Origin of the sequence: Marinobacterium litorale DSM 23545 (genome assembly GCF_000428985.1) — a bacterium.
In the GTDB taxonomy this organism is placed as follows: domain Bacteria; phylum Pseudomonadota; class Gammaproteobacteria; order Pseudomonadales; family Balneatricaceae; genus Marinobacterium_D; species Marinobacterium_D litorale.
Map to the genome: position 1 here is coordinate 92,484 of NZ_AUAZ01000004.1, position 19,989 is coordinate 112,472.

At 58.7% G+C, this 19,989-nt stretch carries 19 protein-coding genes; 8 read left to right on the forward strand and 11 right to left on the reverse strand.

The window, feature by feature from the left end:
- Genes G403_RS0104860 through G403_RS0104885 form a run of 6 tightly spaced genes read right to left on the reverse strand, consistent with a single transcriptional unit; the run spans position 1 to position 5,253 of the window.
- On the reverse strand, positions 1-684 hold the full coding sequence (locus G403_RS0104860) for an ATPase (RefSeq protein WP_027853000.1): 684 nt from the start codon (positions 682-684) through the stop codon (positions 1-3).
- Between the two features lie 10 nt (positions 685-694).
- The gene (locus G403_RS0104865; RefSeq protein WP_027853001.1) at positions 695-1,141 is read right to left on the reverse strand and encodes an ATP synthase subunit C; all 447 of its coding nucleotides are present in this window, start codon (positions 1,139-1,141) and stop codon (positions 695-697) included.
- Positions 1,129-2,925, reverse strand: coding sequence for a V-type ATP synthase subunit I (locus G403_RS0104870; protein ID WP_027853002.1), 1,797 nt, complete (start codon positions 2,923-2,925; stop codon positions 1,129-1,131). The genes G403_RS0104865 and G403_RS0104870 overlap by 13 nt, the downstream gene beginning before the upstream one ends.
- Entirely contained in the window at positions 2,922-3,524 is a 603-nt protein-coding gene (locus G403_RS0104875) for a V-type ATP synthase subunit D (protein ID WP_027853003.1), read from the reverse strand. Before G403_RS0104875 ends, G403_RS0104870 begins: the two co-directional genes overlap by 4 nt.
- Before the next feature lie 3 nt (positions 3,525-3,527).
- Positions 3,528-4,898 carry a V-type ATP synthase subunit B gene (locus G403_RS0104880; RefSeq protein ID WP_027853004.1) on the reverse strand — a complete coding sequence of 457 codons (1,371 nt, stop codon included), beginning with the start codon at positions 4,896-4,898 and terminating at the stop codon, positions 3,528-3,530.
- Between the two features lie 28 nt (positions 4,899-4,926).
- A complete protein-coding gene (locus G403_RS0104885; RefSeq protein ID WP_027853005.1) occupies positions 4,927-5,253 on the reverse strand; it encodes a YqfO family protein in 327 nt (108 codons plus the stop codon).
- A gap of 270 nt (positions 5,254-5,523) precedes the next feature.
- On the opposite strand from G403_RS0104885, the gene G403_RS0104890 reads away from it, so the two are divergent.
- The 8 genes from G403_RS0104890 (at position 5,524) to G403_RS0104925 (ending at position 14,298) form a co-directional block, all read left to right on the forward strand.
- The gene (locus tag G403_RS0104890) at positions 5,524-5,970 is read left to right on the forward strand and encodes an Lrp/AsnC family transcriptional regulator (protein WP_027853006.1); all 447 of its coding nucleotides are present in this window, start codon (positions 5,524-5,526) and stop codon (positions 5,968-5,970) included.
- A 386-nt stretch (positions 5,971-6,356) separates the two neighbouring features.
- The gene (locus G403_RS0104895; protein WP_027853007.1) at positions 6,357-7,454 is read left to right on the forward strand and encodes a TRAP transporter substrate-binding protein; all 1,098 of its coding nucleotides are present in this window, start codon (positions 6,357-6,359) and stop codon (positions 7,452-7,454) included.
- 9 nt (positions 7,455-7,463) lie between these two features.
- Entirely contained in the window at positions 7,464-8,018 is a 555-nt protein-coding gene (locus G403_RS0104900) for a TRAP transporter small permease subunit (RefSeq protein WP_027853008.1), read from the forward strand.
- Positions 8,015-9,340, forward strand: a complete 1,326-nt coding sequence (locus G403_RS0104905; protein WP_027853009.1) for a TRAP transporter large permease — start codon at positions 8,015-8,017, stop codon at positions 9,338-9,340. Before G403_RS0104900 ends, G403_RS0104905 begins: the two co-directional genes overlap by 4 nt.
- Before the next feature lie 29 nt (positions 9,341-9,369).
- The gene (locus G403_RS0104910) at positions 9,370-10,209 is read left to right on the forward strand and encodes a sulfite exporter TauE/SafE family protein (protein WP_027853010.1); all 840 of its coding nucleotides are present in this window, start codon (positions 9,370-9,372) and stop codon (positions 10,207-10,209) included.
- 55 nt (positions 10,210-10,264) lie between these two features.
- Positions 10,265-11,851 (forward strand): gamma-glutamyltransferase family protein, encoded by a 1,587-nt coding sequence (locus G403_RS0104915; protein WP_027853011.1) that lies wholly within the window; start codon positions 10,265-10,267, stop codon positions 11,849-11,851.
- A gap of 41 nt (positions 11,852-11,892) precedes the next feature.
- Positions 11,893-12,771, forward strand: coding sequence for an NAD(P)-dependent oxidoreductase (locus G403_RS0104920; RefSeq protein WP_027853012.1), 879 nt, complete (start codon positions 11,893-11,895; stop codon positions 12,769-12,771).
- Positions 12,772-12,876: 105 nt separating this feature from the next.
- A complete protein-coding gene (locus tag G403_RS0104925) occupies positions 12,877-14,298 on the forward strand; it encodes a GGDEF domain-containing protein (RefSeq protein ID WP_027853013.1) in 1,422 nt (473 codons plus the stop codon).
- Positions 14,299-14,380: 82 nt separating this feature from the next.
- Here G403_RS0104925 and dapB read toward each other — a convergent pair whose 3' ends face one another.
- The 5 genes from dapB to grpE form a co-directional block, all read right to left on the reverse strand.
- Complete coding sequence (dapB, locus tag G403_RS0104930) at positions 14,381-15,190, reverse strand: 4-hydroxy-tetrahydrodipicolinate reductase (protein WP_027853014.1); 810 nt, start codon at positions 15,188-15,190, stop codon at positions 14,381-14,383.
- Positions 15,187-16,044: a serine O-acetyltransferase gene (gene cysE, locus G403_RS22205; RefSeq protein ID WP_211232644.1), complete on the reverse strand. Its 858-nt coding sequence runs from the start codon at positions 16,042-16,044 to the stop codon at positions 15,187-15,189. The genes dapB and cysE overlap by 4 nt, the downstream gene beginning before the upstream one ends.
- Before the next feature lie 34 nt (positions 16,045-16,078).
- A complete protein-coding gene (gene dnaJ / locus G403_RS0104940) occupies positions 16,079-17,218 on the reverse strand; it encodes a molecular chaperone DnaJ (protein WP_027853015.1) in 1,140 nt (379 codons plus the stop codon).
- A gap of 116 nt (positions 17,219-17,334) precedes the next feature.
- Positions 17,335-19,254 carry a molecular chaperone DnaK gene (gene dnaK, locus G403_RS0104945; protein WP_027853016.1) on the reverse strand — a complete coding sequence of 640 codons (1,920 nt, stop codon included), beginning with the start codon at positions 19,252-19,254 and terminating at the stop codon, positions 17,335-17,337.
- A gap of 113 nt (positions 19,255-19,367) precedes the next feature.
- Positions 19,368-19,973, reverse strand: coding sequence for a nucleotide exchange factor GrpE (gene grpE, locus G403_RS0104950; protein WP_027853017.1), 606 nt, complete (start codon positions 19,971-19,973; stop codon positions 19,368-19,370).
- Between the last annotated feature and the right edge of the window lie 16 nt (positions 19,974-19,989).

Genomic DNA, 19,989 nt, shown 5'->3' on the forward strand with positions numbered 1-19,989 from the left:
TCAGCGGATCACCCCTTCCAGCAACGCCCGGAAACGGGGCTGCAGGTGGCGCAGCAACAGCTCGGCCAACGCCCGATCACTCAAATCCAGCTCGGCATCTTCACCGGAGAAACGAAGCACCAGCCCTTTCTGCCCTTCGCCGATATCGAATCGCACGCCCTCTTTAAGCTGTTCTGCCAGCAGCTGTTCAACAAAACTGCTGAGCTTACCTTCCCGGTAGGCATGGGGATTGGCACGTAACTCATCGATACCGACAAACTGTTCCGGCAACAGGACCTGAATCGCTTTGTCGCCGATCTCGGCATCATCTCGCACCCGGCATACCAGTTCGCGCAGCAGCTCCTTCATGAACGAGGCATCATCGAGCTGTTCGCTCGCCAGCACACGTACCCGATCGGCGAAGACGCGGCCGAGCGACTCGCGCAGTTGCAGTTGGACATCACGGGCGGCGATGCGCAGAGCATCCTCTCCGCCCCGGCGCAGACGCTCCGCCTCGCTGCGTGCGCGATCGCGGATCTGGCTCGCCTCCTGCTCCGCCTGCTCGATCAGCCAATCGGCTCGGTGTTGCGCCTCTTCAATCAGCTGAGCCGCCTCCTGCTGCCCTTTCTCCACACCCTTCTGGCGCAGGCGTTCGATTAAGGCTTCTACGCCGGACGCCGCATGGGTCTTTTCGATCTCACTCATGGTGCCCCCATTACGCCGGTATGCCGGCGCTGATCACCAGTGCGAAAATAAAGGCGAATACGGCAAAGCCCTCGACGATGGCGGCCGGTGCCACGGACATACCGAAGATCTCGGGTTTGATCTTGGACACGTTGATTGCCGAGGCACAGCACTGACCCTGGCGCCAGGCGCTGAACAGCAACGCAAGGCCCGCCAGAATCCCCACCGCAAACAAACCCGGTGCGTTTTCGATAGTGACTTCACGATTCAGGGAGAACATCACCACGATGCCATAGATCGTCTGTGACGACGGCATCGCCGCAATACCCACATAGCGGCCGTGACCGGTTTCCGTTTCCAGCAGTGCACCACAGGCCGCCTGTCCAGCCAGCGCGCAACCGATGATACTTCCGATGGCACCCAGCGCCATCGGCCCATAAAGGCCCGCCCATCCGAGGGCAATAATCAGGTTATCCAAGGGTTAACCTCCCGCTTGGCAAAGGGTTGAAACGCATAGCCTTCATCTGAAAGGCTCCAGTTGTAAAACTCGATCAGGTTGAGGCGCAATCCATGGATCACGCCACTGACCACCGCCAACACGAAATTGAGCAGATGGCCGACCACCAGTATCAGCACCTCCAGCAACACCCCCATCCCCGGCAGGGCTGTCGCCACATCCTGCGCCAGCTGATTGAATGTCAGCGCCAGTGACGCGCTGGCCAACCCCAGTGCGAACAGGCGCAGGTAACTGAGCACATCACCAAACATGGAGGAGAGCCCGGTCAGGGCCAGCAGCCCATCCAGAGCCCGGAACAGAAGCGTGCGCGGGTCTGTCCCCCGACGCTCACTGGAGCACGCGAACACCAGCAGCAGACCGATGCCCCCCAACATCCAGATCGGCACCGAAGGCCCGCGCTGCCATAACAGCAAACCGGCCAGTATCATCAGGATCCATCCACCCGAAGCCAGTGCGACAGGGCTGGACCGCCGCCGCCAGCCGTTGATGCCGTTGGCGATTACCAGGTGCCCGGCACCGATAAATATGGACAGGTTCATCATGCTGTCGAAGTCATTAACATCCAGCACCTGCATCGAACCCAACAGATGAAACGGGGCCTGAGCACCAAAGTAACTGCCCACCAACACGCCATATACAAAGGAGAATCCAGCCAGAGTGGCCCCCAGAACACGCAGACGTTTGCCCGTATCGCTCTGTCCCATGCGACGCCAGTAAAATGCCAGGACAGCGATGAGCATGAGCGCATAGCCTGCATCAGACAAAATCAGCGCAAAGAAGGTAGCAAAAGAGAAAAACACCACACGCGATGGATCCCAGGCCCGGTAACCCGGCATCTGGTAAAAGCGCACCACATCCTCACCGCCGGACAACAGCGGTGGATTCTCCAGCAACGTGGGCGGCAGTTCGTCCGGTTCGGGTTCATCCAGGATCAACGCCAGACCGTGCCGCTCGGCAAACGCTCTAAGCTCATCACTGCGCCCACTGTCAATCCAGCCCTGCAAGGCGAACACGCCATCCCGGTCCAGGGTGTTAGCCCCCACTTCAGCTCGCTCCGCCGCATCGGCGTTTCCTGCCAGAGAGCGCTCAAGCATGTAGAGCCAGCGGGTATCCGCTTCACGCTCACCATCGAGAGACTCAAGCTCTATCTCGATATCCTGAAGCTCCCGCTCAAGGGTCACCAGCGGAACGGACCCGGTATGCGTGCGCGGTACCGGCATCTGATTGGTACGCGGTTCTTCCTCCGCAATCACCGCCACATACGTATGCCGGTTATCTCGATGTACCACACTCCAGACCAGATCGCTCTTTTCCACCTCGTTCATCCGGTAGTTGGGCACCAAATAGAACCAGAGCCGTTCGCCCAGCAAACCATGCTCGCCGGGTAGCTCAAAGCTTCCCCAGGGGGTCAGGTCCTTGATCCGTTTCACCAGCGCATCGCGCTGCTCTTCAAGCCGCATTCGGCGCCGGCGGCGCTTCAGAACCTGGTTAACCACGGCGGCCAGATCGAAGTGACGCTCGCTGGTAACCTGACGCCGTTTACGCGGGCAGCTGGCGAGATAATGAAGCGCGGTTCGCAACTGCTCGGGTGTCACACCCAGATCATCGCTCCACTCAAGCGATCCGGCCTGTTTGGCCAGCGGCAGAATGTGAACGGCACCCAGCGCCTGAAGTGCGTCAAGCGCCTGCGCTTTCTCCTCCAGCATCCCAACCAGTGTTGCTTTCTTAAGCGCGCGTATAGTCATGACGCCGCCCTCATCCGTTTACCCTTGGCTATCTTGGCGCGCACAACCCCGGCTCGCTCTGCATCGGAGAGCGCAATTCGGATGCGACGGATGTTACGTTCGGCGCGGGGGATCAATACCTTGTCAAAAAGGTTCAAGCGCTGGGTGGTTTTACGCAGGGCAGCTTCCAGTCGCTCCAGGCGCTGCGCCTCTACCTGTTTTGCCAGCTCCACTCGCAGCCGCTCCTCGGCCAGAACCAGCGCCGTATCCACCCAGGCGGGCAGCGCCAGTCGGGAGTGCTCGCGCCGGTCGATATCCACTTCGGTCAGCGCAGGAAGTTCGATACCTACCAGATTCACTTGAATCAGCTCCACCCGACGTACCGATATCAGCGCACTGAGATCCAACCCGCTACCGGCCAGCATCGGCAGTTGATCGCCCACCTGCCGGTTGATCTCATCCAGCCGGGCTTGATAGGTACTCAGCTCACGACGGCTGGTCTGACGGGCGGCCAGTATCTGCTTGCGCTTCAGGTCCAGCGCCGGCACAAACTGCCGGAACGCCTTCAGGCGACCGGATTCACGATGCAGCGAGCTCTTATTGAGGGCCAGCTTAGCCACAGCTTACCCCTGTACCGCCGACTGTTTGGACTGTGGGAAATACTTGCTGACCAGCGAATCCTTCATCAGCAGCTCCCGTGCCTCGAAACACTCGGCCAGCGTCTGCCAGCACAGATCCAGGGCCTCCTCCAACGGCAATGCAACCCTGATATCCATGAAGCGATCCCGGAACAGCTCACCAAACTTCAGCAGCCGTTCATCATATTCAGTCAGATCAAAGGACATCGCCTGCTTCTGCTCGGCATCCTGCGCCGCCGCATAAAAACGGACCATGGTATTCATAATCTGGCTGTGATCCTCTCGGGTCACTTTGCCGATAACATGCTGTTTTAACCGCGACAGTGAACCGAACGGGTCGATCACACCATCATGCAGATAGAACTGACCCTCGGTGATATAACCGGTGTTATCCGGTACCGGGTGGGTGACGTCATCACCGGGCATGGTGGTTACCGAAAGAATAGTGACCGATCCGGCCCCCTTGTAATCACAGGCCTTCTCATAACGCCGCGCCAACTGGGAGTAGAGATCACCGATATAGCCCCGGTTCGACGGGACATGCTCCATGGCAATCCCCACCTCTTTGAGGGCATCGGCATAGGCGGTCATATCAGTGAGCAGCACCAAAACGCGTTTGCCCTCCTCTACCGCGAAGCGCTCGGCCACCGCCAGCGCCATATCCGGCACCAACAGCCCTTCTACCACAGGGTCCGACCCCTGATGGACAAACATCACTGTGCGCGCCAACACACCGGCCTCTTCAAAGGCCTGACGGAAGAAGTGGTAATCATCGAAGATCAAGCCCATCCCCCCGAACACCACGATATCGGCATCCGCCTGCGAACCGATCTGCGCCAGCAGCCGGTTATAGGGTTCCCCCGCGACAGAAAAAATCGGGATTTTCTGGCTTTCTACCAGGCAGTTGAAGATGTCGATCATCGGCACATCGGTGCGGATCATCCGGGATGCAAGAATACGTCGGGCCGGGTTGACGGTGGGACCATCAATTTCGATACGCGCTTCCTCGCTCAGTTCGGGGCCTCCGTCGATGGGTCGCCCCGCGCCAGAAAAGCTGCGTCCGAGAATGTTGGGCGAGAAGGTGACCTGCATCGGGTGGCCAAGAAAACGAACACCGGCCTGGGTCGAAAGCCCTTTGGTACCGGAAAACAGCTGCAGCGAAACTTCATCCTCCTCAATCCGGATCACCTGCGCCATGTAGGGCGGCTGATCCGGATCCAGGGTATTTTCAATCATCGCCAGATCACCAAAGCCAATCTGCGACACCTCGCCTTCTGACGGCGCGGGGACATGCACTTTGACGATATCACCAATGATTTCGAGTATGCGGGAATAACGTACCAGCAGCTGAGTCACGGTCTGCTCCCTGTCATGAGTTGGCTGGTTAAAGCTCGAGGCTATCCGGGTCGGTTAACGGCCATAGATCGAAGGCGACTTCTTCGTAGGGGTGCGCACTGCGCAACGCGGCCATTACCGCCTTCACCTGCCCATCATTACAGACAAGTTCGACCTTCCATTCGTCGACCCGCTCCTCATCTCCCACACGCCCCAGGTGTGGATTCGCGCCGGCCAAGGGTCTGAATTGCCCAAGCCCGCGGGTCTGAAAGCAGCAGCGGTCGTAATCACCGATTCTTCCGCCCCCGGCGGCGAACACCGCCTCCTTGACCGATTCCAGGTGCGAATCAGGCACGAAAAAGCATAGCTTGTACATAATGCATCCTTGGTAGCTCACTGCCGCGACAAACCTTTTATGCGCGAGCCTTACAGCCCTACATATAACGCCGCTTTAGCCCATGTTGCAACCGCACAAACGCTATAGTTACAAAGTTGGGCTGCAAAAAGATGACGCTGTTCAAGCGCCTCCAAAAACAGAACGAAAATCAGTATGAGAAGATAGCCGATTGAATCGACCTCTGCCAAAACGGTGTAGGGCCGAGGATTCAGGCTATAATCGCCGAGACCAACATGAGCACTCTACGTAATGAATAAATTTGATACCGCCCTGATCAACATCCTTATCAAGGATGCACGCATCTCATTTGCCGATATCGCGCGACAACTCAATGTATCACGGGCGCATGCTCGAGCCCGCGTACAAGCGCTGGCCGAAGAGGGGGTGATCGAAAAATTCACAACGGTCATCAACCCGGAAAAGCTGGGTAAAACGATCTCCATGTTTATCGACCTGAAAGTCACCCCCCAATCAATCGAGAACGTGGCTGAAGAGCTGGCCGCGCTGCCAGAGGTTGTGAGTCTGTATATCATGTCGGACCTGCGCAGCCTGCACATCCATACTCTGACCGACAGTCTCGACAGCTTTGACCAGTTTGCTCAAAACCATATCTTCGGCCGTCCCGAGATCATGTCAGTTGAGTGCAACAGCCTGCTGAAACGGGTTAAACACCGCAGAGGCGGGGCACGACTTTAAAGAACGGTTTCGGTTTGAAAGCGGTGACTATTAATTTTGCACATGCTTGGTGCAAAAATCCTCCCCTGGTGCACGTTGAACATCTGACACTTTAAAGCCGTCGCCGATGTCATTTGTGTACCGCTCTATCTCCCCAAACGACTCCCAGTTTACAACTGCTAAAAGTTCACCTTAAAAAACAGCTTTTGTTTCTTCCCCCTCTAGCCCAACCGCTTCTTTTTGATCCCGAATATTCTTCACCCACAACCACCAAAAAACAAAATAAAATCTTATTTTTCATACAGTTATAGAAAAATTAAAAACTGGCACGCGCCCTGCTCTAGGGAAATAAGAATCGCGACGCACAGGCTTCGCGCTCTACCCTTTGTCAGACAGGAGCAACCGAAATGACTATGAAACGACGCAAATTCATCAGTGCAGCCCTGGCCTCTACTGCCGTTGGCGCCACACTCGGCGCTCCAGCCATAGCGCGTGCCGCCGCTTCGAAAGAAACTTTCAACTTCAAAATGACCAACGCCTATCCGCCGGGGGCTCCGTTCTACGTACAGGGCCCGGGTAGCCCGATGGATTTCTGCGAGAAGGTCAAGGTCATGTCGGGTGGCCGGATGAATATTCAGCACTTCGCCGCTGGCGAACTGATTCCAGCGATGGAAGGCTTCAACGCTGTTGCCTCCGGTACCGTTGAGATGAACGCCGCTAACGCTTACTTCTGGGCAGGCCAAATTCCGGCAGCCCAGTACTTCACCACCGTACCTTTCGGCATGAGCACCCAGGGCATGAACGCCTGGCTGTATCACGGTGGTGGCCTGGAGCTGTGGCATGAGATCTATGCCGAACACGGTCTGATCGCCTTCCCGATGGGTAACACCGGCGTACAGATGACCGGCTGGTTCCGTGACCCGCTGGAAAGCGTGGATGACCTCAAGGGTCTGAAGATGCGTATCCCGGGCCTTGCCGGCAAGGTTTACTCCGAGCTGGGTGTTAATCCGGTACTGCTGCCGGGTGGCGAAATCTTCCCCGCGCTAGAGCGTGGCGTTATCGACGCTGCCGAGTTCGTTGGTCCCTACCAGGATCGCCGCCTGGGGCTGCACAAAGCCGCCAAGTACTACTACACCACCGGCTGGGGTGAGCCCACCAACGTCACTGAACTGCTGATCAACAAGAGCGCCTGGGACGGCCTGCCGAAAGACCAGCAGGAGATCATCAAGGCTGCGGCTGCGGCCTGTGTCACCGAGAGCTTCACCTGGTGTGAAGCGGTCAACGCCAATGCCATGACCGACCTGGTCGAAAACGAAGGCGTTATCGCCCAGCCGCTGCCGGGCTCCATCGTCAGCCGTCTGCAGGAAGTGACCGCCGACACCCTGGAAACCATGGCAGCCGCGGATCCGCTGACGGGCAAGGTGCACAAGTCGTTTATGGAGTTCCGCAAGAAGCATGCTTCCTGGGCTGCGCTCAGCGAAAAACCTGTTCTGAACCTGCTGTAATGGTACCGCATGAAAACCGCGATTAACGCCATAGAGTGGTTGGTCGAAGCAATGGGGGGGCTGGCACGATTAGTCGTGCTGGCCCTGGTCCTGCTGGTCGCCACCGACGTCATTCTGCGCTACCTGTTTTCCATCGGCCCCGTGGCCCTGCAGGAGCTGGAGTGGCACCTGATCTCGCCGATCGCCCTGATCGGCCTCTCCTACACCATGAAGCACCGCGCCGATGTGCGCGTGGATTTTCTTTACGAACGCTTTAACTGGCGTCTGAAAGCCTTCGTTGACCTGTCTGCCGCATTACTGACACTGGCCGTGGCGGTGATTATCACCTACCTGTCGCTGGCTTATGTGCAGCAGTCGTTCCGGATGGGCGAAGGCTCTCCCGATCCAGGTGGTCTGCCTATGCGCTATCTGCTCAAGGCCTTTATTCCGCTGGGCTTCGGCCTGCTATCCCTGCAGGGGCTGGCGGAAAGCCTGCGCTCACTGCTGGTGCTGTGCGGCAAACTGCCGCCTGACACATCGAACGAAACGACTGATCAAACAACTACTGCCGAGGAGGTCGCATGAGCGGTAACGAGTGGCTGATCATCGGTATGATCGGCGGTTTCCTCGGCCTGATGGTGATCGGTATTCCGGTGGCGATCTCTCTGGCAGTGTCCGGCTTTGTGGCCGGCTATCTCGGTTTCGGGCCGATGCTGTTCAACCTGATGCCTGCACGCCTTTACGGCGTTGTGACCAACTACACCCTGATGGCGGTGCCACTGTTCGTGTTTATGGGCGTGATGCTGGAGAAATCCAGGGTGGCCGAGAACATGCTGGAAACCATCGGCAAGGCCATGGGCGGCGTGAACGGCGGCATGGGCCTGGCGATCATCCTGGTTGGCGTATTGATGGGTGCCTCCACTGGTATTGTTGGTGCTACCGTCGTGACCGTAGGCCTGCTGACCCTGCCATCACTGCTGCGTCGCGGCTACGCACCCAGCGTTGCCTGTGGCACCATCTGCGCCTCAGGTACACTGGGGCAGATCATTCCGCCGAGCCTGGTGCTTATCCTGCTTTCCGATATCGTCGGTGAGTCGGTGGGCACCCTGTTTGCGGCCGCTTTTGTACCGGGGCTGGTGCTGGCCCTGATCTACGTGGCCTACCTGCTGATTCTCGGCAAGATCAAGCCGGAGTGGATGCCTGCGATCCCGGCGGAAGAGCGTGCCGAAGTCACCGGCAAGCAGCTCGCCAAGGATCTGCTGCGCGATGTCTGCCCGCCGCTGTTCCTGGTAGTTGCCGTACTCGGTTCCATCGTCGGCGGTATCGCTGCTCCGACCGAAGCCGCCTCCATGGGCGCACTGGGTGCGCTGGCGATCGCCCTGGCGTTCAAGCGCCTGAACTGGACACTGGTCAAGGAAGCGCTGCATGGTACCCTGACCATCTCCGCCATGGTGTTCTTTATCCTGCTGTGCGCTCAGCCGTTCTCGCTGGCGTTCCGCGGGCTGGGTGGCGACCAGATGGTTCACCACATGTTCGAGATGCTGCCGGGCGGCGAACTGGGTGCACTGCTGTTCCTGATGGCGCTGCTGTTTGTTCTCGGTTTCTTCCTGGAATGGATCGAGATCTCCTATATCGCACTGCCCATGTTCCTGCCGGTGTTTATGAACTACGGCACCGACATGGTGTGGCTGTCGATTCTGGTAGCGATGAACCTGCAGATGTCCTTCCTGACACCGCCCTTTGGCTGGGCGCTTTTCTTCCTGAAAGGCGTAGCACCACCGGGGGTGACAACGCGGGATATCTACGTGGGTGCGCTGCCGTTTGTATTGCTTCAATTCGCTGCCGTGGTGGTGCTGTTCCAGTTCCCCTCACTGGTCACCTGGCTGCCTGAAGCGATCGGTTGGTAAAACCCTTATAACAATCTAAGGACACGTTTATGGATATACTCTCGGATTATTCGACAACCTGGCTGATCGGCCTGGCTGTCGCTCTGGTCGTAACCGGTGTGATCGCAGGCCTGATGGCGGGGCTGCTCGGCGTGGGCGGCGGCATCGTTATCGTGCCGGTGCTCTACCACCTGTTTACCCTGCTCGGCATCGATGAAGCGGTGCGTATGCATGTGGCGGTGGGCACCTCACTGGCGACCATCATCCCCACCTCGATCATGTCGTCGCGGGCACACTTCAAGAAGGGCAGCCTGAACCCGGACCTGCTGAAGCAGCTGGTACCGGGCGTGATCATCGGTGTCATCATCGGCGCCGTGGCCAGCGGCTACTTCAGTGGCAAGGTGCTGACCGCTATCTTTGCCACCATTGCCCTGCTGGTCGCGCTGAACATGGCGTTCAAGAAAGATGGCTTCAATCTGGCCGACGAACTGCCCGGTACCCTGGGCACCGGCGTGATCGGTACCTTCATTGGCGGTATATCCACCCTGATGGGCATCGGCGGCGGCACTCTCAGCGTGCCGATCCTGAGCGCGTTCAAAACCCCGATGCATACAGCCGTCGGCACAGGTGCAGCCCTGGGTCTGGTGATCAGTCTGCCCGGCGCCATCGGCTTTCTGATCAACGGTATCGGCGTCGACGCGCGCCCGCCGCTGTCGATCGGTTACGTTAACCTGATCGGCTTGTTCCTGATCATCCCGGCTACCATGAAGATGGCCCCGGTCGGTGCGAAGATCGCCCACGCGATCAACGCCAAACTGCTGCGCCAGCTGTTCGCCCTGTTCCTGGCGATCACCTCGCTGCGCATGTTTTACGGCCTGTTCACTGGTTAAAGAGCCTTCAGCGAGGAGCAGACAAAAAGCCCTCAGCCAATAACGGAGAACAACAATGCTGAAAACGGTTTATTCAACCCGGGGTATGATGGTTGCCCCCCATCACCTGGCTGCCCAGGCGGGCCGTGATGTGCTGGCCGAAGGCGGTAACGCCGTCGAGGCGATGGTTGCTGCGGCATCCACCATCGCCGTGGTCTACCCGCACATGAACTCCATCGGCGGCGACGGTTTCTGGCTAATCCATGAACCGGGCAAGGCGCCGGTGGCGATCGACGCCTGCGGCCGCGCGGCGAAAAAAGCGGACCGCAACTTCTACGCAGGACTGGATGCAATCCCCAGCCGCGGCGCCACCGCAGCCCTCACCAGCGCCGGCACCATCGGTGGCTGGGCTGAAGCGTTAAAAGTCGCTGCAGGCTGGGGCGGCTCACTGCCGCTGAGCCGCCTGCTGGAAAGCGCGATCAGCCACGCCCGCAACGGCATCGTGGTTACCGAAAGTCAGTCGGCGCTGACCGCATCCAAGTTGGATCAACTGCAGAGTGTTCCCGGTTTCACCGACACTTTCATGCTGAATGGCCAGGTACCCGATGTGGGCGCCCTGATGACCCAGAGCAAACTGGCCAATACGCTGGAGCAGCTGGCCCGTGCCGGCCTCGATGACTTCTATCGCGGCGAGCTGGGCCGCGCCATGGGCGAAGAGCTGGAACGCCTGGGCAGCCCGCTGACCGCGGACGATCTGGCCGACTACAGCGCCAGCCAGGTAAAACCGCTGGAAGTCGCCGTCAACGGCGCCAAGATCTACAATCTGCCGCCGCCTACCCAGGGCCTGGCGTCGCTGATGATCCTGGGGATTTTCGACAAGCTCGGCATCACCGAAGCGGAAGGTTTTGCCCATCTGCACGGCCTGATCGAATCCACCAAACGCGCCTTCCGCGTGCGTGACACCAACGTCACCGACCCGGACCGTCTGCCGGCAGGGCCGCAGTCATTCCTGGATCCTGCGGTGCTGCAGAAGCTGGCCGACGAGATCGACCCGGAGAAAGCCCTGCCCTGGCCTGACCCGGCCAGCCCGGGCGATACCATCTGGATGGGCTGCATCGACAGCGAAGGTCGTGCGGTGAGTTTTATTCAGAGCATCTACTGGGAGTTCGGCTCCGGCATCGTGCTCGACAGCACCGGCGTCAACTGGCAGAACCGCGGTATCAGCTTCTCGCTTGATCCCAAGGCACTGCAAGCGCTGGAACCCGGCCGCAAGCCGTTCCACACCCTGAACCCGGCCCTGGCCCGTTTCGACGACGGCCGCGTGATGAGCTACGGCACCATGGGTGGCGAAGGTCAGCCACAGACACAGGCGGCGGTGTTCAGCCGCTATGCCATGCTCGGCCTGCCACTGCAGCAGGCGGTCACCGCGCCGCGCTGGCTGCTCGGACGTACCTGGGGTGATACCAGCACCACGCTGAAGCTGGAAAGCCGGTTCGACCCGACACTGGTGCAACAGTTGCGTGACGCAGGCCACGAAGTGGAGATGCTGGACGAGGCGTTCAGCGATACCATGGGCCATGCCGGTGCACTGGCCCGACGCCCCGACGGGGTGCTGGAGGGCGCCGCGGATCCGCGCAGTGACGGTTGTGTCGCGGCCCTTTAAATGAACGGGTAGACCGATAGCCCAAGAACAAGGAGTACTGAATGCACACCCCGAAACTCGGCTTTATCGGAATGGGCCTGATGGGTATTCCCATGAGCAGACGGCTGATGCAGGCAGGCTATTCGGTCTGCGTTTGGAATCGCACTCCCGACAAATGCGAGCCACTCAGGCAGCAGGGAGCTCAGGTAGCCAGCTCTATTGCCGAGCTGCTCGCCAGCTGCGACATCCTGTTCACCTGCGTCTCCGACTCAGCAGCGATGGAGGAGCTTGTTCTGGGCTCTGAGGGTATTGCCACGCACGGACAGAACGGGCAGATCCTGATCGACTGCTCCAGCATCGCTCCCGATACCACGCGCAGCCTGGCTGATGACATTGCCCGGCGCTGCGGTATGCACTGGGTTGATGCGCCGGTCTCCGGCGGGGTCGCGGGCGCCGAGCAAGGCACCCTGGCCATTATGGCCGGTGGTGATGAGAAAATCGTCGATCACGTGCGCCCGGTACTCGCCCCTCTCTCTCAACGGGTCACCTACATGGGACCGGTCGGCTCCGGGCAGGTCACCAAAATCTGCAACCAGATGCTGGTTTCCTGCAATGTACTGGTGATGGCCGAAGTGTTCGCCCTGGGCGAGAAGGCGGGTATCGATACCGAACGGTTGCCCGAAGCGCTCAGCGGCGGGTTTGCCGACTCGATCCCGCTGCAACTGACGGGCCCCCGGATGGCCAACAAAGCGTTCGATGAGATCAAGTGGCACGTAAAAACCCTGCTAAAAGACCTGGACATGGCTGGTGATCTGGCGAGGGCCATGGGGAGCGCCACGCCGATGGCGGGCCTGGGCGCTGAGCTGATGCGCCAGCACGGCTGCCGTGGTTATCTGGAGCAAGACCCGGCAACGCTTATAAAACTGTTTCAGGACAATTAAACGGGTATTACCGCGTTACCGGTCGTCATCGACCTTATTTGCGCCGCGCTTAAACGTTGTATAGTACTTGCTTCGCATTATCTTGAGTGGAAGTAACGCGCAGGCATGACAAACGGCGAGGTATATACAAACCGACTCAGGCAATCAGTCCGGGCCTACAAGGGACTCCTGGAGTTCGCTTTCGCACTGATACCCGCCGTGGCCGTCGGTTATATTTTTCTGTTCACTGATGACAACGCGGTGTTCAGAGACTACCTGGCGCATGAGCTGGCAATTGGGCTGGCGGTTATCTTAAGCGGATTTATCGCCCTCATTACTTGGCGTTGCCACCTGGCATCAAGAGAACCGTTTTTACGTTGGCTGGCACTGGGCTTCGCCGGTTTCACACTGGTGTACCTGCCTCATGGAGTCCTGACACGTTCTGCCGACCACAACATTTGGCTCTTTCTACTCTATGGTCCGGCCGCTCGATTGACGATGATGGCCTGCTTGACCATCGGGCTTCTCAATATGGGCCGCCCGGTGACACCCGCCAACCCGGCGCAAGATCGCCGCTTCTGGATGACCGGTCTGGTTACATTTTTTGTTATCGACATCGCCGTGGGACTGCTGGCCAGCTTCCCCATGGGCGGAGAACCCTGGGTTCGAATTAGCCTGGAGAGTGGCGCACTGGCGCTGATGCTGGTATCAGTAGGCATCTTGCTATGGAAACAGCCAGGCTCGCCCCTTCTACGAATTTTTCTGATCTCCCTGCTCGTATTTGCCCAGTCATCAGTGGCATTCATGCTGCTGGCCAAAGCCTGGGATCACCAGTGGTGGCTGGCCCATACGATTTTTGCTGCCGGTTTTCTGCTCCTCAGCTACGGCGTGGTACAAGCCTACCTGACCAGCGGTTCCTTCGTCGCTGTTTACAGTACCGAGGAGATGGTCAATCAGCTTCGTCAGGAAAAGGACCGGGCCGAAGATGCCTTGAGCCGCCTAGAGGCCGCAAACAGCAAGCTACACAAGCTGGCTACCACCGATGCACTGACCGGGCTGGGCAACCGACGTCACTTTACCGACCAGGCAGAGCGCATGCTGCAACGCACGCGCCTGGACAGGTTACCCTGTGCACTGTTGATGCTCGACCTGGACCACTTCAAAACCATAAATGACACCTACGGCCACGCGACGGGCGACCTGATGCTCAATCACTTCACCGCCCTGTTATCCGAAACACTGAGGCCCGAGGACCTCTGTGGCCGCTTTGGCGGCGAAGAGTTCATGGTGCTACTGCCCAACTGCTTGCCCAGTGACGCCCGGGTCGTCGCCGAGCGTATCCGGACAAAGCTGGAAAGTACGCCCCTGATCCGGGGCGGGGAAACAGCCCTGTCAATCACCACCAGTATCGGCATCGCCCATTCCGGCACAGACGGCGATACACTCGACGCCTTGCTAAAGCGGGCTGACGCACGTCTCTATGCAGCCAAAGCCTTGGGACGTAACTGCGTACTGGATCAAGACAGCGCCATCGCGGACGCAACCTGAAGTAGGTCCACCTCCGGGCAATAAAAAGCCCGCACAATGGCGGGCAGAAAAGGGAACAACATACAACGGTAACACCTGCGCATCAGCGCAGGTTAAGAACGTCCTGCATGTCATAAAGACCGGCGGGACGCTGTTCCAGCCACAGGGAGGCGCGAACCGCTCCCTTGGCGAAAGTCATCCGACTGGATGCCTTGTGGGTAATTTCGATCCGCTCACCTTCGGTGGCGAAAAGCACGGTGTGATCACCGACGACATCCCCGGCACGGATCGTCTCGAACCCGATTTCGCGCGGGTTACGCGGCCCCACCTGCCCCTCTCGGCCATAAACCGCACACTCTTTCAGGTCTCGGCCAAGGGCATCGGCGACAACCTCACCCATCCGCAGCGCGGTGCCAGACGGGGAGTCCACCTTGTGACGGTGGTGCGCTTCAATCACCTCAATATCATAGCCGCTATCTTCACCCAGCGCCTTGGATGCGATCTCCAGCAGCTTGAAGCAGAGATTAACGCCCACACTCATATTGGGCGCGAACACAATAGAGATCTTCTCTGCCGCCCGTGCCAATGCCGCTTTCTGAGCATCATCCAGGCCGGTGGTCCCAATCACCATCTGCTTGCCATGAGCCTCGCAAAACGCCAGATTTTCCATTGTTACGGAGGGCATCGTAAAATCGATCAACAGATCAAAATCTTGTGCAACTACATCCAGCGCACCGGCAATCTGCACACCAAGGTGTCCAACGCCAGCGAGTTCGCCGGCATCAGCACCAATCAGGCTACTCCCCGGCTCGACGACAGCCGCACTGAGAACAGCACCTTCCGTCTGTGTGATCGCTTCGATCAGAGTTTTACCCATACGACCGGCGGCACCGGTCACTGCTATTCTTGTCATGCCTGCTTCCTGTTACAGGGTGCACCGGCGGAGTCTCGCTCACCGTTGCAATCCGGTTCTGAGTTGCGGATGGTTTGATCCATATCGAGCGCCGGGGTATCGCAACCGGCACAGCCCACAACGGCCGCCGGCACCCCAACCACGGTGGTATGCGCCGGTACCGGATTAAGCACTACGCTACCGGCGCCCACACGGGCACACTCACCCACCTCGATGTTGCCAAGAATCTTGGCACCGGCACCGATCAGAACGCCTTTGCGAATCTTCGGATGACGGTCTCCGCTCTCCTTACCGGTGCCCCCCAGGGTTACCGATTGCAGAATGGAGACATCATTTTCGATCACGCAGGTTTCACCCACCACGATGCCGGTGGCGTGATCAAACATCACGCCGAAACCGATCCTAGCCGCCGGGTGGATATCCACCTGGAAAATTGTGCTGACCCGGCTCTGAATATAGAGCGCCAGAGAACGGCGACCCTGCTGCCACATCCAGTGCGACACGCGGTAGGCCTGGATCGCCTGAAACCCCTTGAGGTAAAGCAATACAGTAGAGTATGCCTCGATGGCCGGGTCGCGCGTACAAACAGCCTGAATATCAGCGCAGGCGGCCTCAATCAGCCCCTCATCTGCGCCGTAGGCCTGCTCGATAATCTCCCGCAATGCCACGGCAGACACCACTTCATCCGCCAGTTTACTGGCCAGGAGAAACGAGAGCGCACCACGCAGGTCGCTGTGACCAATAATAGTGGCGTGGTAGAAGCTGGCCAACAGCGGCTCATGCTCCACCAGACCCCGCGCCTCATCCCGAATGTGAGCCCAGAGCGCGTCTACAGCCAACGGCATCTCGTACATACTTACTCCCTCGCGTCGAAGACTCGCCATGGGATCAGGTCATATCCTCGAAGAACTTTTTCACCGAGTCGAAGAAGCCGTGTTTTTTCGGGCTGTGCTTGTGATTGCCCTCATCCATCGCCTCCTCAAACTCCTTGAGCAGATCCTTCTGGCGGCTGTTCAGGTTGACCGGTGTTTCCACCATGACTTTCACCATCAGATCACCGGTGCTACCGCCGCGAACCGGGGTGATCCCCTTGCCACGGAGCCGGAACAGCTTACCGGTCTGAGTCTCTGCCGGAATCTTCAGTTTAACGCGTCCGTCCAGGGTCGGCACGTCAAGCTCGCCACCGAGTGCGGCATCGACAAAGCTGATCGGCACTTCACAGTACAGATGCTTGCCATCACGCTCGAAAATCGGGTGCTTGAGTACGTTAACCTGCACATACAGATCGCCCGCCGGACCGCCATGGGTGCCGGCCTCGCCCTCGCCGGAGAGACGAATGCGGTCGCCGGTATCGACCCCGGCCGGGATCTTGACCTGCAGCGTTTTGGTTTCCTCGACACGACCGTGGCCATGGCACTTGTTGCACGGGTCGGAGATCACCTTGCCCTCACCACGACAGGTCGGGCAGGTCTGCTGAACCGAGAAGAAGCCCTGCTGCATGCGCACCTGGCCGATACCCCCACAGGTACCACAGGTACGGGCGCTGGTTCCGGGCTTCGCGCCGGAGCCGTCGCAGGTATCACAGGGTACAAGCGTGGGGACTTTCAGTGTTTTCTCACAACCGCGGACCGCCTCTTCCAGGCCCAGGTCCAGGTTATACCGTAAGTCAGCGCCGCGCTGGACACTGGAGCGCCGACGGCCACCGCCGCCACCCCCGAAAATATCCCCGAACACATCGCCGAATATATCGGAGAAATCGCCTCCGCCGCCGAAGCCGCCACCACCGAAACCGCCACCCTGACCATCGACACCGGCATGGCCGAACTGGTCATAGGCGGCACGCTTCTGCGTGTCGGAAAGCACTTCGTAGGCTTCGCTGAGCTCTTTGAATTTGTCCTCGGCCTCTTTATCGCCCGGATTGCGGTCCGGATGATATTTCATCGCCAATCGGCGGTAGGCCTTCTTAATATCCCGATCGGACGCATCGCGTGGCACGTCCAGTATTTCGTAATAGTCCTGTTTCGACATGATCCGAATCTGGTCTGGTCAGATGACTCCGCGGGAGCCGGACACGACAACGCGGGTCAGGGGAACCCCGAACCCGCGTTGCCACTCTTTTGCTGCCTGTAAAGGGTAGCGAACGCTTACTTCTTGTCGTCCTTAACCTCTTCGAACTCGGCATCCACCACATCATCGGCGGAGTCCTTGGCAGCCTGCTCACCGGCTTCCGCGCCGCCCTGCTGTTCAGCTTCAGCGTACATCTTCTGAGCCAGGCTGGAGAGCGCTTCAGTCAGGGCTTCCGTTTTGGCTTCGATATCCGCCTTGTCAGAGCCTTTCAACGCTTCTTCCAGTGCAGACACGGCACCTTCAATCTGCTCTTTCTCTTCAGCAGTTGCCTTGTCACCGGCATCCTTCAGCGTCTTCTGAGCCGTGTGCACCATGGCATCGCCCTGGTTGCGCGCTGCGGTCAGCTCCTCGAACTTCTTGTCCTCTTCAGCATGCGCTTCGGCATCCTGAACCATCTGATCGATCTCGTCATCGGACAGACCGGAAGAGGCCTTGATCACGATAGACTGATGCTTACCGGTTGCCTTGTCTTTCGCGGACACGTTGAGGATACCGTTCGCGTCGATATCGAAGGTGACCTCGATCTGCGGCACACCGCGCGGTGCCGGCGGAATATCGGCCAGATCGAAACGGCCCAGTGACTTGTTCTGTGCCGCCTGCTTACGCTCACCCTGTACCACGTGAATGGTCACAGCGCCCTGATTGTCTTCGGCTGTTGAGAACACCTGCGACTTCTTGGTCGGAATGGTGGTGTTCTTCTCGATCAGCGGAGTCGCCACACCACCCATGGTTTCGATACCCAGGGTCAGCGGGGTCACGTCCAGCAGCAGTACGTCTTTCACATCACCGGAGAGTACCGCACCCTGGATAGACGCACCAATCGCAACCGCTTCGTCCGGGTTCACGTCCTTACGCGGCTCTTTGCCGAAGAAGTCGGACACCGCCTTTTGAACCATCGGCATACGGGTCTGACCACCGACCAGGATCACCTCATCGATCTCGGAACCGGATACACCAGCGTCTTTCAGTGCCACACGGCACGGCTCCAGGGAACGCTGAACCAGGTCTTCCACCAGAGATTCCAGCTTGGCACGGCTGACCTTAACGTTCAGGTGCTTGGGACCAGAAGCATCCGCAGTGATGTAGGGCAGGTTCACGTCGGTGGACTGTGCAGAGGACAGCTCGACCTTCGCTTTCTCTGCGGCTTCTTTCAGGCGCTGCAGCGCCAGCGGATCGTTGTGCAGATCGATACCGCTCTCTTTCTTGAACTCATCAGCCAGATAGTTGATCAGCTTGAGGTCGAAGTCTTCACCACCGAGGAAAGTATCACCGTTGGTAGCCAGTACTTCGAACTGGTGCTCACCATCTACATCGGCGATTTCGATGATGGAGATATCGAAGGTACCACCACCGAGGTCATATACAGCGATGGTCTTATCACCCTTGGACTTGTCCATGCCGTAAGCCAGCGCAGCCGCGGTCGGCTCGTTGATGATACGCTTAACTTCAAGACCGGCGATCTTGCCCGCGTCTTTGGTGGCCTGACGCTGAGAGTCGTTGAAGTAGGCCGGTACGGTAATAACCGCTTCGGTTACGGCCTCGCCCAGGTAATCCTCGGCGGTTTTCTTCATCTTTTTCAGGACTTCGGCAGAGATCTGCGGCGGCGCCATCTTGTTGTCCTTAACCTGGACCCAAGCGTCACCGTTGTCCGCTTCGATGATCTTGTACGGCACCATCTTGATATCTTTCTGGACCACATCGTCCTTGAAACGACGACCGATCAGACGCTTGATGGCGAACAAGGTGTTATCCGGGTTGGTGACCGCCTGACGCTTGGCCGGCTGACCCACCAGCGTTTCACCATCACCGGTGTACGCGATGATGGACGGGGTTGTGCGATCGCCTTCCGCGTTTTCGATAACTTTGGTTTTCTCACCTTCGAGGATAGCCACGCAGGAGTTGGTGGTTCCGAGGTCGATACCGATGATCTTGCCCATTGTTTACTCCACTGTATTCTTTACCTTTCCCGGCTGCGCGGGATCGGGTGTTTCAATTCTGTTGATCTCTATATGGGTATGGCTGAATGCTTTTCAAGCCACCCACCCGCTTTTTAACCTTTAGCGACCATGACCATGGCCGGGCGCACTAAGCGACCATTGAGCAGGTAGCCCTTCTGCATCACAGCCACCACGGTGTTGGGATCGGCATTGGGATCCTCCACCATGGACATCGCCTGATGGTGTTCCGGGTTAAAGGTTTCCCCATGCGGGTCCACCATTTCCACATTGAATTTGCCCAAGCCGTCGAGCAGCAGCTTGAGTGTCATCTCGACCCCTTCCTTGAGCGCCTGAGTGGCTTCATCCTCCGCCTGGCAGGCCTCTATGGCGCGCTCGAGGGAGTCGACCACCGGCAACAGTTCACCGGTAAATTTTTCCAGGGCGAACTTGCGGGCTTTCTCCACATCCTGCTCGGCGCGGCGGCGTACATTCTGAATTTCCGCCTGCGCGCGCGGCTGCAACTCGGAAAGCTGCTTCTGCAGGTCGGCTATTTCGGCCTGCGCCTGTTCCAGCTCCTGTTGCAGCGCCGCAGAATCGACAGCCTCCTCCGCCGGGATTTCAACGCTCTCGGCACCCGGCTCCAATACCGGCTCTGCCTGTGCACCGCTCTCCGATTCCTGTGCGGGCGTTTCTGTCTGCTTCTGCTGTTCGTCTGCCATCGGCTTTCTCCAACTG